Annotated in this window: 13 protein-coding genes; 6 read left to right on the top strand and 7 right to left on the bottom strand. The window is 48.1% G+C overall.

Annotated elements, in window-relative coordinates:
- Nucleotides 1-118: 118 nt before the first annotated feature.
- Nucleotides 119-409 carry a hypothetical protein gene (locus FH603_RS21625; RefSeq protein ID WP_186739890.1) on the bottom strand — a complete coding sequence of 97 codons (291 nt, stop codon included), beginning with the start codon at nt 407-409 and terminating at the stop codon, nt 119-121.
- Nucleotides 410-685: 276 nt separating this feature from the next.
- On the opposite strand from FH603_RS21625, the gene ispG reads away from it, so the two are divergent.
- The 4 genes from ispG (at nt 686) to FH603_RS21605 (ending at nt 4,017) form a co-directional block, all read left to right on the top strand.
- On the top strand, nt 686-2,710 hold the full coding sequence (gene ispG / locus FH603_RS21620; protein ID WP_186739888.1) for a (E)-4-hydroxy-3-methylbut-2-enyl-diphosphate synthase: 2,025 nt from the start codon (nt 686-688) through the stop codon (nt 2,708-2,710).
- A 115-nt stretch (nt 2,711-2,825) separates the two neighbouring features.
- Nucleotides 2,826-3,014, top strand: coding sequence for a DUF6728 family protein (locus FH603_RS21615; RefSeq protein WP_186739886.1), 189 nt, complete (start codon nt 2,826-2,828; stop codon nt 3,012-3,014).
- Between the two features lie 30 nt (nt 3,015-3,044).
- Nucleotides 3,045-3,395 (top strand): MmcQ/YjbR family DNA-binding protein, encoded by a 351-nt coding sequence (locus FH603_RS21610; RefSeq protein WP_186739883.1) that lies wholly within the window; start codon nt 3,045-3,047, stop codon nt 3,393-3,395.
- Between the two features lie 67 nt (nt 3,396-3,462).
- Nucleotides 3,463-4,017, top strand: coding sequence for a tetratricopeptide repeat protein (locus FH603_RS21605; protein WP_186739881.1), 555 nt, complete (start codon nt 3,463-3,465; stop codon nt 4,015-4,017).
- Between the two features lie 91 nt (nt 4,018-4,108).
- Here FH603_RS21605 and FH603_RS21600 read toward each other — a convergent pair whose 3' ends face one another.
- Together FH603_RS21600 and gldC are read right to left on the bottom strand one after the other, a co-directional pair.
- Nucleotides 4,109-5,296 (bottom strand): thioredoxin family protein, encoded by a 1,188-nt coding sequence (locus FH603_RS21600; RefSeq protein ID WP_186739879.1) that lies wholly within the window; start codon nt 5,294-5,296, stop codon nt 4,109-4,111.
- Nucleotides 5,297-5,368: 72 nt separating this feature from the next.
- Nucleotides 5,369-5,719, bottom strand: coding sequence for a gliding motility protein GldC (gene gldC / locus FH603_RS21595; RefSeq protein WP_186739877.1), 351 nt, complete (start codon nt 5,717-5,719; stop codon nt 5,369-5,371).
- Between the two features lie 332 nt (nt 5,720-6,051).
- Between gldC and FH603_RS21590 the strand changes: the two genes are divergently transcribed.
- Both FH603_RS21590 and FH603_RS21585 read left to right on the top strand, forming a co-directional pair.
- On the top strand, nt 6,052-6,399 hold the full coding sequence (locus tag FH603_RS21590) for an ArsC family reductase (protein ID WP_186739875.1): 348 nt from the start codon (nt 6,052-6,054) through the stop codon (nt 6,397-6,399).
- A gap of 30 nt (nt 6,400-6,429) precedes the next feature.
- A complete protein-coding gene (locus tag FH603_RS21585) occupies nt 6,430-6,831 on the top strand; it encodes a group III truncated hemoglobin (RefSeq protein WP_186739873.1) in 402 nt (133 codons plus the stop codon).
- Between the two features lie 33 nt (nt 6,832-6,864).
- On the opposite strand, the gene FH603_RS21580 is transcribed toward FH603_RS21585, so the two are convergent.
- Genes FH603_RS21580 through FH603_RS21565 form a run of 4 tightly spaced genes read right to left on the bottom strand, consistent with a single transcriptional unit; the run spans nt 6,865 to nt 12,394 of the window.
- Nucleotides 6,865-8,163 carry a putative HlyD family type I secretion protein gene (locus tag FH603_RS21580; protein ID WP_186739871.1) on the bottom strand — a complete coding sequence of 433 codons (1,299 nt, stop codon included), beginning with the start codon at nt 8,161-8,163 and terminating at the stop codon, nt 6,865-6,867.
- Nucleotides 8,163-10,367 carry a peptidase domain-containing ABC transporter gene (locus tag FH603_RS21575; RefSeq protein ID WP_186739869.1) on the bottom strand — a complete coding sequence of 735 codons (2,205 nt, stop codon included), beginning with the start codon at nt 10,365-10,367 and terminating at the stop codon, nt 8,163-8,165. The genes FH603_RS21580 and FH603_RS21575 overlap by 1 nt, the downstream gene beginning before the upstream one ends.
- Nucleotides 10,368-10,382: 15 nt before the next feature.
- Nucleotides 10,383-11,861 carry an MBL fold metallo-hydrolase gene (locus FH603_RS21570; protein WP_186739867.1) on the bottom strand — a complete coding sequence of 493 codons (1,479 nt, stop codon included), beginning with the start codon at nt 11,859-11,861 and terminating at the stop codon, nt 10,383-10,385.
- Nucleotides 11,861-12,394 carry a hypothetical protein gene (locus tag FH603_RS21565; RefSeq protein WP_186739865.1) on the bottom strand — a complete coding sequence of 178 codons (534 nt, stop codon included), beginning with the start codon at nt 12,392-12,394 and terminating at the stop codon, nt 11,861-11,863. Before FH603_RS21565 ends, FH603_RS21570 begins: the two co-directional genes overlap by 1 nt.
- Nucleotides 12,395-12,583 lie beyond the last annotated feature (189 nt).

The following is a 12,583-nucleotide window of genomic DNA, read 5'->3' as shown; positions in this document are numbered from 1 at the left end:
AATGCCACTAGCCCTGCCAGTGGTCGCAAGACCCTGGTAGTGGCTGTTTCGGGTGATGTGACATACTACAGCCACTACCAGGGTCTGCGACCACTGGCAGGGCTGGCAGGTTCCTCACCTACAGGGTGTCATGCCGGGCAGTGCCTCGTTTTGCTTTCCGTTCGTCGACTTTGTGTTCGATGGCGTCGCCTGCTTTCTTAGCTTTTTCTTTGGTTTCACGCCCAAGTTCCGTCGCTTCGGCACCTACTTTCTGACCCATCTCTTTCAGTTCACCTTTCGAGTTTTCGATCTTCCGCTGGCGTGCCTGCCGACGCGCTTCACGCTCGGCCGACGTGGTGTTATCCTGGGCGTAAGCGCTGACGGTGATCAGCATTCCTAAAGCCAGCGTACTCAATACATTCGTTTTCATAGCGTTTTTTTCGACGTTATTACCAGGTTGTTCGTAACCGTAGGAACGAAACAAGGCCCCAGTTATGATGTAGTAAATCAACTGAAGTGCCTTTTTTTTGTTTGCCAGCTACCCCGACTAAATTATTCCTGCGACCTGGTTTCAGCCGGGGAATCGACTTCCGTTTAGGGCGAACATTTCCTGAACGCCCTGCGTTTTTCACCCACAGGAGTAGCCGGACGGAGAACTGCTTTTTCCGTACCTTTACTCCCGTAAAACGGCCTTGCCGACTCTTGTATGCTCGATTCGCTGCTCTCTCCTTCCATTGCCACCGCCATACCCGGCTCACCGGTGCTTTATACCCCTTCGCTGACTCACTACATGCGCCGGAAAACAGTTACGGTTGCCGTTGGTGACGTGCCTATGGGGTCTGATTACCCAATCAGGGTGCAATCGATGACAACCGTAGACACCATGGATACACGGGGCTCCGTTGAACAGAGCATCCGCATGATCGAAGCCGGTTGTGAGTACATCCGAATTACAGCACCGAGCGTGAAGGAAGCGCAGAACCTCGCCACCATTCGTGACGAGCTGCGGGCGCGGGGCTATACCACACCGCTGGTAGCCGACATTCATTTTACCCCCAACGCGGCCGAACTGGCAGCCCGTATCGTTGAGAAAGTCAGGATCAACCCCGGCAACTACGCCGACCGGAAACGCTTCGAGTACATCGATTATAGTGATAGCGCCTACACGGCTGAACTGGAACGGATTCGGGCAAAGTTTCTACCGCTCGTACGTATCTGTAAAGAATACGGCACAGCCATGCGCATCGGCACGAACCACGGCTCGCTGTCTGACCGAATTTTGAGCCGCTATGGCGATACGCCTGTCGGTATGGTCGAGTCGGCGCTGGAGTTTCTGCGGATCTGCGAAGACGAGCATTACTACAACATTGTGCTGTCGATGAAGTCCAGCAACCCGCAGGTTATGGTACAGGCTTACCGGCTGCTGGTTCAGCGACTGGACAAGGAAGGTCTTAAGCCATACCCGCTGCATCTGGGTGTGACCGAAGCCGGAGAAGCCGAAGACGGGCGGATCAAGTCGGCACTGGGCATTGGTACGCTGCTCGAAGATGGCATTGGTGATACCGTTCGTGTGTCGCTCACCGAAGAGCCGGAGCGCGAAGCGCCCGTAGCCAGCGCCCTGATCGCCCGCTATACAAAACGGGCCGAAGAAAGTCAGCCCATTCCGGCGGTGGCGACCTACCCCATCGATCCTTTCCGGTACACGCGCCGAACGACCCACGAAGTAGCCAATTTTGGCGGGCAGAACGTGCCGCGTGTCATCGCCGACTACAGCCACGTAGCCGTTGTTGACCACGATGTCCTGCCACCCATCGGGCATTTTTATCTGCCCGTACCCGACAAGTGGCGCATGAATGATCTTGGTGCCGATTATATCTATACCGGCTCGCAGCCCGCTCAGTTTATGCTGCCGAACGGCCTGAAGGAAATTCTGGACTACCCGGCCTGGCAGTCGGTTGCCTCACAGACCGATGCACTTCCGTTATTGACGGCGGCAGAGTATAGCGCGGCCCGAACGACATCCGGCCTGCTGCATACCCGATTGAATTTTGTGCAGATTAGCCTGAGCGACTTATCGGATGCCTTTATCGACGCGGTACGCCCTGACAAGACCGTTGTTCTGGTCATCATGACCCATAATGCCCACGCCATGCCGGAGCTACGGCGGCTGTTTGTAGCCCTGATGGACAAGCAGCTGACAACGCCGGTTGTGGTCCGACGCAGTTATCCGACCGTGATTCCTGAAGACCTTCCCCTCTATGCCGCTACCGACGTGGGTGGTCTGCTTATCGATGGCCTGGGCGACGGCATCATGTTGTCGGGCAAGGACGTGGTGTCGGGCCCGGATACCGACGAGCTGAAGCGGCTGAACAGCCTGGCGTTCGGTATTTTGCAGGCTGCCCGTACGCGCATCACCAAAACGGAATATATATCCTGCCCATCGTGCGGGCGGACGCTATTCGATTTGCAGGAAACAACGGCCCGCATTCGCCAGCGCACGGACCACCTCAAAGGTGTCAAGATTGGGATTATGGGTTGTATCGTCAATGGACCCGGCGAAATGGCCGACGCCGACTATGGCTACGTAGGGATTGGCCGCGATAAAATTGCGTTGTACCGGGGTCAGGAGGTTATCAAGAAATCGGTACCGGCCGACCGCGCCGTTGATGAGCTGATCGATCTGATTCGAGAGGATAGTCGATGGATTGAACCTAGTATGGAGAATGGATGAAGAACTATGAATAATAGTGATTTGGGCCGGTAACGTGCCGGTCAAAATCTTTGTTATTTACGTGAACAATTGTGTTTGACAGTTCCTTATTCAACTTTCATTGGTCTTTCCGTACATGAACCGACTCATAGATTACCTCAAAATCGGGCCTGTATTTGCCTATTTTCTCCGGGTGTTTCGTAAGCCTGACCCCAATCATCCAACCAGCGTCAACCTGCGCATGATGCACGGCATCAACCGCATTTCCATAATCATGTTTTTGTTTTGCATAGGCGTCATGATTTTCCGGGCCTGTACCCGATAATTCGGTTGAAACCTGATTCACCCCTGTGCGATGAATATTGAAACACTGCGCGATTACTGCATAGCGAAACCGGGCGTAACCGAGTCATTTCCTTTCGATCTGGTAACGGTTGTCTTCAAGGTAGGAAACAAGATTTTTGCGCTGCTGGATACGGAGAGCCGCCCGACAACCCTGAACCTGAAATGCGATCCTGAACGGGCAGTCGAACTACGGGATCAGTATACGGCGGTTCGGCCCGGTTTCCACATGAACAAGACGCATTGGAACACCATCACCATCGATGGAACCCTGCGCTGGCAGGATGTACAGGAGTGGATCGACCACTCGTATGATCTGGTCAGAAAAGGATTACCAAAAACCATACGTGATCAACTAATCTAAGTAAGCGGCTTGCCTGTAGAGGCCAAAATTTTGTAAATTCGCAAGGTGTAAGAAACCAGGTTATGTTATGGAAATTGCGCTATTAGGTCTCTTGTTTGTGCTGTATCTAACTATCCGGTATTACCTGATGGACCACGATACACCGTCTGAAAAAGACCAAAAGCGATTTAAGTCAGGCATCGATATGGTTGCCAAACGGCAATACGATCAGGCCTACACCTACTTCGATGAGTCCATTCGGCAATATCCCAAGTCGGCGATAGCGTATGCCTATCGGGGCAAGTGTAATCTGGCGCAGGAGAACTATTACTCGGCTATATATGACCTGACCCAGGCAATCAGCCGGGATAATACACTGGCCGACTGCTACCTAGACCGGGGCATCGCGTTGTACCAGATCGAAGAGTACCAAAACGCCTTCCGGGAGTTCGACAAAGCCGTCTGGTATTTTCGCGACGAGAAACCGGATGCCTACCGCTGGCGGGCACTCGCCCGTATTCAGGTTCGGCAGTTACCCCAGGCAGAAAACGACCTACGCCGGGCCGTCTCCCTCGGCGACGAGAACTCCTTTCATATTTTGATGCAACCGCCCTTTACAAGTCCGGTTTACCAGAACAAATAAGGCTGAACGGGAAGGGGGTAAGGAAATTTGTCGACTTGACAAATTTCCTTACCCCCTTCCCGTTCAAGTCGTTTAATCCTGTTGAAATCGCCTATTTGAGTTTCCCCAGTTGTTCTACATTCCGGCGGGTGTCCAGCTTATTTGTCTGGGCCAGTTCCATCGATTTCTGAGCGGCTTTCTGCGCGTCGGCCGTGCGCCCGCCCCGTCGGTAGGCTTCGGCAAGTTCAAAATACAGGTCAGCCTGTTCCTTCTGAGGGGGTTTCATCGCGAGCGCTTTAGCAGCCCATTTAGCTACCGTAGGCGCATCCACCGCGTCGGGGCTGTTTCGGTTGAATAGCCGGGTGATGTACATGTATTCCGGTACCGACAGCTGGTTGGAGTTCACCTGACCATCCATTCGCTCAACGGCTTTGGCCGTTTGGTGGCCCCGGAAGTAAGCATTCACCTCGGGCAGCAGCGTCCGGTTGGCGGCAACTTTAGCGTCGATTCCTACTTTAACCAACCCCTGCCGAACCTCCAGAATCTTGGCAACCGGATACTGCGCACCCCGGCCGCTAAAAAGCGACGACATCAGAATATTTTCGGCAACCTGCTCAGCCAGATCGGCCCCGTACGCTTTCCGATACGTGTCCATATGGCCCATCATGTACTGAAACATCGGATTTTCGTAGTCCAGCACGAGCTTTTGCAGGGCCAGCCAGTTCGTCTGGTTCGCAAACGTTGCCGGGGATTGCTGCCGGGCGTAGTCGTTCATAGCCGCGATGTTGGCCACCGTATCTTTCGTGACACGGCTGAACATGGCGTAGTCGATCAGGAAATTGGAGGACCGTTCGCCCTGTTGGTAACGGGCTTTCATGTTCTGGCTCCGGGCCTGCGGATTCAGCGCATTAGTGCCATGGCGGATTACCTCGTCGGTCGTGTTGTTGCTCATGGCAAAATGCACCAGATTCTGTTGCGGATCGAAGTAAAGAAACAGGGGCAGCGATGGCACGAACAAATGATTTTTCTCCAGGAACGTTCGTGTCGACGGTTGCGCAATATCAATCTTCGTGCTGATGAACTTGCTGTTATAGTATTTACCAACCCGGCCATCGGCCAGCGTCGGGACAAAGCTCTGGCAGACATGGCAGGTAGGCGAAAAAATCTCCACGAAAACCGGTTTTCCGGTTCGACGAGCTTCCTGAAATACCCGTTCGACAGGGATTTCCTTGAACTGGATACCCGCTTTCTGCGCCAGGGCTGCCTGAGCGACAAAAAGCAACAAAAGAATCTTTTTCATGCTGAATTACGGTGATAAGCGGGGCGACGTAGGCAATCCCTGAATGAGACAGCATAAATCGTTCCGAATCGGTTACTGCTGTTTTTGTTGTTCCTTGATTTCTTCTTCAAGCCGCTTGCTCAGGATCTTGCAGGTATTTTCGATGTCGGCCGCCATCCGTTTGTCGCCCGTGGCGTTAACGGCCGTATCGGCAATACCGCTCATCATCTCGATCAGGAAGCGCTTCATGTCGACCACCTCCATTTCTTTCGTCCAGAGGTCAATTTTAAGCGTACTGTTATGGTAGTGGTCCCAGAGAGCAATGGCAATCGCGCGCGTGTCGCTCAAGCCCTCGTTCGGGTTATCAGTAGCTTCCCAATATATTTTTTCGGGTACGTTCTGGTTGTCAAGTTCAACCGCAAAATGAATGTCTGATTTTTTCATAGACACAAATTTACGCAACGTGGCCCGGAAATATAGAACCTGTTCAGGATTACTGGCAGGACGTGGTCGGTCGTAACCTGGACGGCCACGTCCGGGTAAGCGTATTCCCAGTTCGCTCCCGGACGTGGCCGTCCAGGCTACTACCAGCCGCTTTGCTGAATGAAACACGGGCCACCATGAAGTCCTGAACAGGTTCATCGTGTAGCGACCGATTAATCTGGCTGGTCAGGCAAACCGATCGAAAGACAGGTCTGCGTGCGCCCGTTTACGCATAGACGCCCTTGTCTCCTGACGGAATGCCCGTATTTTAGCCCCCACGTAACTAATTTCACATGTACACCTTATACGCCATTCCCAACTGCGATACCGTGAAAAAAGCCCGTGTCTGGTTAGCCGGGCAGGGCATCGATTATCTATTCCACGACTACAAAAAACAGGGTATCGATCAGCCGACGATCGAGCGCTGGTTACAGCAAAAGCCCTGGGAAGAACTAATCAACCGGGCGGGAACGACCTGGAAGAAACTGGCCGATGCCGAGAAGCCCACGGATTCTAAGGGAGCTATGGCCCTGATGATGGAAAAACCGTCGGTCATTCGTCGTCCACTGATCGAAGCCAACGGAAAAATTATAGTGCTGGGTTTCCGGGAAGACGCTTATACGGAAACGTTTTCCGGCTAAGGTGGCGTTCTTCCTGAAATGAACCGTGTAATGATCAAAAGAACCCTGGATTCGCCCGAAGCTGTTCGATTTCTGGTGGATTCGTTTTACGAAAAAGTACAGGCAGACACCTTTATCGGTCCTGTCTTCACCGATGTTGCCCAGGTAGACTGGGCGAAACACTTACCCAAAATGTATGCCTTCTGGGAGTCGTTGATTCTGGGCAATAACGCGTACGACGGGCATCCCTTCCGCCCCCACCTGATCATCAACCAGAGCCACACCCTTACCATCGATCACTTCGAGCGGTGGTTGCAATTATTTTCGGCTACACTCTCCGAGAACTTCACGGGTGAAAGCGCCGAACAGGTACGGCAACGGGCCACTCAGATTGCGCTCGTCTGGAGTAACAAACTCGATTACATCAATAATGACGCACATATGAGCACGTAGAGATAAAGCTGTTTCAATATCTATTGGCTACATTTAATTTGGCAACAATAGTTTTCGTAGACCAAATAGGGCTCTCTGCAACAAGGAAAGGTCCTCCGTTACGACCTCGACCGTACCAGGCATTTCATAGCGGTAAGGCAGTTTTTTATTGTAGGATGAACTAAGCTGATCGGGCATTATTATTTCTATACGGCATCTTGCACTATTGGAAGATTGAAAAATTGCGCTCACCTTACCTCTTAAAATACCATATTCTGCAAATGGATAATCCGCTAAACGAATAATAACAGCTTGCCCAATACGCAATTTGCCCCGGTTTTGCGCCGAAAGCCAGGCAGAACCAATGATAGGCTTATTTTGAGGAACAATAGCCAGCAATGTATCTCCTGCCTGAAGAGATTGTAATTCCTCAATTGGATGAAGGTAGTGTAGCTGTCCTGAAAAAGGTGCAGTAATCAGATAATTCTGTCGCCAGGTTTGTACCAAATTTTCAATGTTAATTAAGGTCTGTTGGATAATATCCAATGTTGTTCGAAGTTGCAGGGTTTGTTGCTGTTGTAAATCCAGCCGCTCTTTTTCCTTTGCCTCTATTTGTAGTGTATTTTGTAACAACGTTTTCCTAAACTCTTCATTTTCTCTTTTTCTACGAAGAAATTCATTTTCCATTCCCAAAAACTCAACTTGAGAATAAACTTTTTCCTGGTACAACCGTCGGTCAATTCGATATTTTTTTTCAGCGTTGTCTACTTCGGTTGTATTCAGTGCTGCTTGTCGCTCATTCACACTTACTAATTGGTGATACTGGTTAATCTCACGGCTTAATATGTTTAAACGTTTCGACAGGAACCCATCCGTTATTAACCGATGATAATTCATACAGGCAGTAATAAGTGTATTAACATCGGGCTGAATATCCCCGAAGGTAGTCCCTTCAGGAATTGGGGAGAACAGCACAGCAGGCTTTTGAAGAAACGCATGTACCTCAGCCGTCAGTTGTTGAAGTCGGGGTACATTAACTAATTGTGTTGTATTCTCAACCTCAGCCAAAGGTTGTTCTTTACTGACGAGTTGATTGTTTCTTGCCAGCAAACGACCTAATCGACCATTTGCTCTAATAATTATCTTTTGTGGCTGTGGGTTTGTCGTCAGCACAACCGGACCAACAAGCGTATCAGGGTAACGAATGAGCGAGGACGCTCCAATCAGTAGGCCAACGACTAGTATTACCATGACCGTACCACGCCGAACTAAACCGGAAGGTGGCTTCGCCAAAACATCGCGTACCTGTTCACTATAATCAGCTAATTCGTCAACGCGATCCAAAATGGCCATTATTCACTTAATTCTAACTGATTTTTAACCAACGTATAATACGCTCCCCGAAGATCGACAAGGCCTTCGTGCGTCCCTTGCTCAACAATACTACCTTTTTCGAGTACAATAATCGTATCCGCATTCCGAACAGTGCTGAGCCGGTGAGCCACAATAAGCACCGTTCGACCTTCGAAAAATTGATCTAAATTATCCTGAATTGTACGTTCGTTGTTTGCATCAAGGGCGCTAGTTGCTTCATCGAAAAACAAATAATCCGGGTCTTTATAAATAGCACGGGCAATCAACAGCCGTTGCTTTTGACCACCACTTACGTTCATACCACTACTCCCGACACGCGTGTTGAAACCCGTGGGCAACTCATCAACGAATGTTTCCAGATTAGCCAATCGAACAGCATCTACCAACCGCCCTTTGTCGATAAGGCCGTCTGAAGCCGATTCGGTTACGTTTCGGGCAATGCTGTCAGCAAACAAGTACCCATCCTGCATCACACATCCGCAACACGATCGCCAGTAAGCACTGTTAATGTCTTTTAAATTCCGATTGCCAATCCGTACACTACCTGCCGTGGGTTCATAAAACTTGAGCAACAGTTTAAGTAGGGTCGTTTTTCCACTACCACTCGTACCAACAATAGCGGTAACTTTTCCGGCGGGAATGCTCACCGAAATATTATCCAGCACTAGGGGCGATGTACTGCTACCATAACGAAACGACAAACTGTCTATTCGGATCGACTTATCAGAAGCCAACTCACATAACTGCTCTGGCGAATCTTCGTTTGGCTTTTGATAAACCTCAGATATCCTCTCAAGACTCAATAGTGCATCCTGCCCGGTTTGAATAAACAAAATCAGGTCGTTGAGAGGCACATTTAACTGACCCAGCATAAACTGAATCGACAACATCATGCCCAGCGTAATTTCACCATCAAGAACGGCCTGAGCGGCAATGAAGGTGATTAGAATGTTTGTCAATTGATTTAACACCGAACCTCCCAGCGTTTGGGTCTGATTCAGGGCCAGTGCTTTTATATTGATTCGAAACAACCGTATTTGAATAGCTTCCCACTCCCAGCGCCGACGCCGTTCTGAGCCGTTGAGCTTAATCTCCTGCATTCCGTTTATTAGCTGAACCAGACTGCTCTGCTGACCCGACCCTTCATCAAAATAGCGATAGTCGATTAATCGCCGACGTTTCAAAAACAAAAACGTCCAGCCAATGTACAGAACCGCCCCAGCCAGAAACAATCCAAATATCGCCAGATCATAAAGGGCGAGTATGCTACCGAAAACCAGAATTTCCAACATGGAAAAGACAGCCCGAAGTGTAATAGCCGAAATGAAATTCTGAATACGAGCATGATCGCGCTGAATACGCTGGAGTAGATCACCGATATTTTTTGAATCAAAAAAACCAACTGACAATCGCATCAACTTGATAAGATAATCCGACTGCATTCGAATGTTAATGCGGCTGGTCATGTGAATGAGTAGCCAATCCCGAAACACCTGCACGAGTGTTTGCGAAGCAAATAAAACTAACTGTGCCACCAGCACAATGTAAATAAACCGTCGGTTATTAAAATTAATACCGTAGTCAATCAGCGATTGGGTCAGGAACGGGAAAACAACCTGAAGCAGACTCCCCATCCCCAATCCCAGTATGAGTTGCCATACCAATGCCTTATATGGCCTAAAATACCGCAGCCAGAATGATGGACCTAGTTTTTTTGCCGTTTGAGTATCGTCTGCCGAGTCATAAAAAGCGGGCGACGGTTCAAGCACCAGCACAATGCCTTCATCATCCGGCTTGGGGTGTTTACTGTTGAGCCAACCCCGGCAAAATTCCTCTGGCGAGTAGTCCATTAGACCATAACCTGGATCGGCTACGAAAATGCGACCTTTTTTGATCGCATGAACTACCACAAAATGCCGTTGCCGCCAATAGGCTATACACGGTAAAGGTACATCCTGTTGTAAAGTATCTAGAGGGACGCTTATAGCCAGCGATTGAAGACCAATGGTTTCGGCCGCTTCGGCCAACCCGCCCAGCGATACCCCCTCACGGCTTAGTGACGTTTTCTCTCGCAAATACTCCTGCGACAACAAACGCCCATGATACTGCGCCACCATCCGCAAACAGGTAGGGCCACAGTCGCGCTGGTCTAACTGTTTGTAAAAGGGGAATTTTCTAGACATACTAACCGATTATACTCACTTTGTAGCCAGTTCAAGTTTACGGTTCAGGTCTGCTTTTGTTCCAAACTCCTTAAACCCTTTCAATGGCCATGAGCCATATATTTTCTCCACATCTAACTTATAGCGATTAATTAATTTCCCGACAGCCTGTTCACGAACCGAAGCAGCCGATTCACCCGTAAGCCTGAAAAAGCATAAATCACCATGAAACAGCACCTTCTGTTTTGGAAAATAAGTCACTAAGTGCTCTTTTGTGTGCTGTGTATCGCCAATAAAATAAACCGAGAATGACTCACTATCTGCTTGGTTAAATGTTCGTACTGAGTCAATTACTAAATAGGTTGGCTTTAATCGTTTACTTTCTTTCCGCCCTTCCAGTTCATGAGGGTAGTTAACAAAGCGGTTAAAAAAAGCTACGTTCTCTTTTGTGGTAACGATGCTGGCTCCCTGTTCAACAAACGCCCTCAAGCCACCGGCATGATCGGGGTGATGATGCGTAACAACAATTTTTGTAATAGGCTTACCACCTGTTTTTTGTTTTATAGCATCAATAACATGCTGACTGGCTTTATAGCCGATGGGTGCTTCAAAAACGGTAACGTCTTTGACTCCTACCAAAAACAAAACCCGATTATTATACGTATTCAACTCAGCAGCATATAAACTGTCGCCTAAGCTTTTTATAGATACCTGCCCCGCACTAGTATTTTTAGCGACCAATGCGCAGCCAGGGCAAACCTGATTTGTTGGCAACACTGCCATTGGCTTAAGATCATACGTAAATGATTGTTCTTTTCTCAAGGAACCAAATTCATATTCTCTAAAGCGGTTTGGCATTTGGTAACCGCCTACCGGTTTGTAATCAAGATATTCGTACCGATGCACATTATCGCCATAGTAAGTATGGGTTGCCAGATAAGAAGCTTCAGCAAGCTGGCCATCAGGCAAAACGCGAAGTGTAAATGTGACTTGGTTCGTAGAAAAAGATAATAAATCGGCATTTCCAGTTTTTCCGAGATACCGCAGGGACCTTAGTGCCTGACGAGCAGAAGTCAGAATAAGAGCTGGATGCAACGTAAGAATTTCATTATAAAGCTCGACACGATGGCTTAAATTATCCCGGTTTACGCCCCGATCAAAATGGTCGCGATAAAATATACTATCTTCCTTTACATAAACCTGCCGGTTAAGTTCTCTACCTTGATATTTTATCAGACCATCAATATAGAAGTTATTGATCCCGTTAAACAATCTCAGCGTATAGGCTTCGGGTATATCAACACGTTCATCCGGCGTTGAAAAATGCCCGGATTCATGCATCATACCCGATGCAGAAATGCCAATAGTCAAACTATCCGACTGCAACCCACTGAACTGAATAGCACGGTCAAAAATTAGCTTTGCTTTTAGAAAATTAATATATTCAGGCTGACTACTAACTTGCGCGAGTAGAACGGTTGGTAGACAAAGGAATACGAAGATCAATTGTTTCATTAGAAGGTTGGGTTTATTTTCTGAAAAAGATGGTAGTTAAAAATATAAGGCTGGTTATCATAACACTTATCCTTAAAATCAGCTCCAAATTCTTTTTTCACTTGCTCAAAACTTGCCAAGGCCCCATCATATATCTGTTGTCCTTTTGATGTATAAATTTGAGGCATATTCATGTAATTCAAGTCGATTTCAAACTTTCGCATAAAAAAACCAATACGAGAAAAAGCCTCTACGCATTGAGATGGATTAAAAACCTCTAATTTTATACATTTAGTTAAACAATGAAGAATAGAAATATACGTAAAAAGTCCGTGAAGTGCTCCGTAAACAGAACGATTATCGTAAACGACACCAGTTAAACCACTCATAGGCGTTTCTTTATTTATTTTAAGAAAATCGGTTGTATGTAGTGTCAATGTATTGAAAATAATATGACCACACTGATGAGCTAAATCTTCTACAAAAAAAACTTCATCATGAGGCTGTCCTTCAGTATTTATAAATGCAGTTCCATGATACGATATGGCTGCCATTGAGCGGCTATTCTCACTACTAAACAAAGAAATTTCACGAGTAACTAATTCAATAATATGCCAAAATTCAGATACATTATACTAAATCAAATTCAATAAGTCGTATCTTTGGTTATGGATTACGCTACTAAAATCAGCCAGACCGTTGACGAACTGCAACAGCTTGAAAAACAGCAGACTAATGTCGCC

Source organism: Spirosoma utsteinense, from assembly GCF_014282275.1.
Taxonomy (GTDB): Bacteria; Bacteroidota; Bacteroidia; order Cytophagales; family Spirosomataceae; genus Spirosoma; species Spirosoma utsteinense.
The sequence above is the reverse complement of the archived record's forward strand: the minus strand, read 5'-3'. Positions and strand labels throughout refer to the sequence as shown.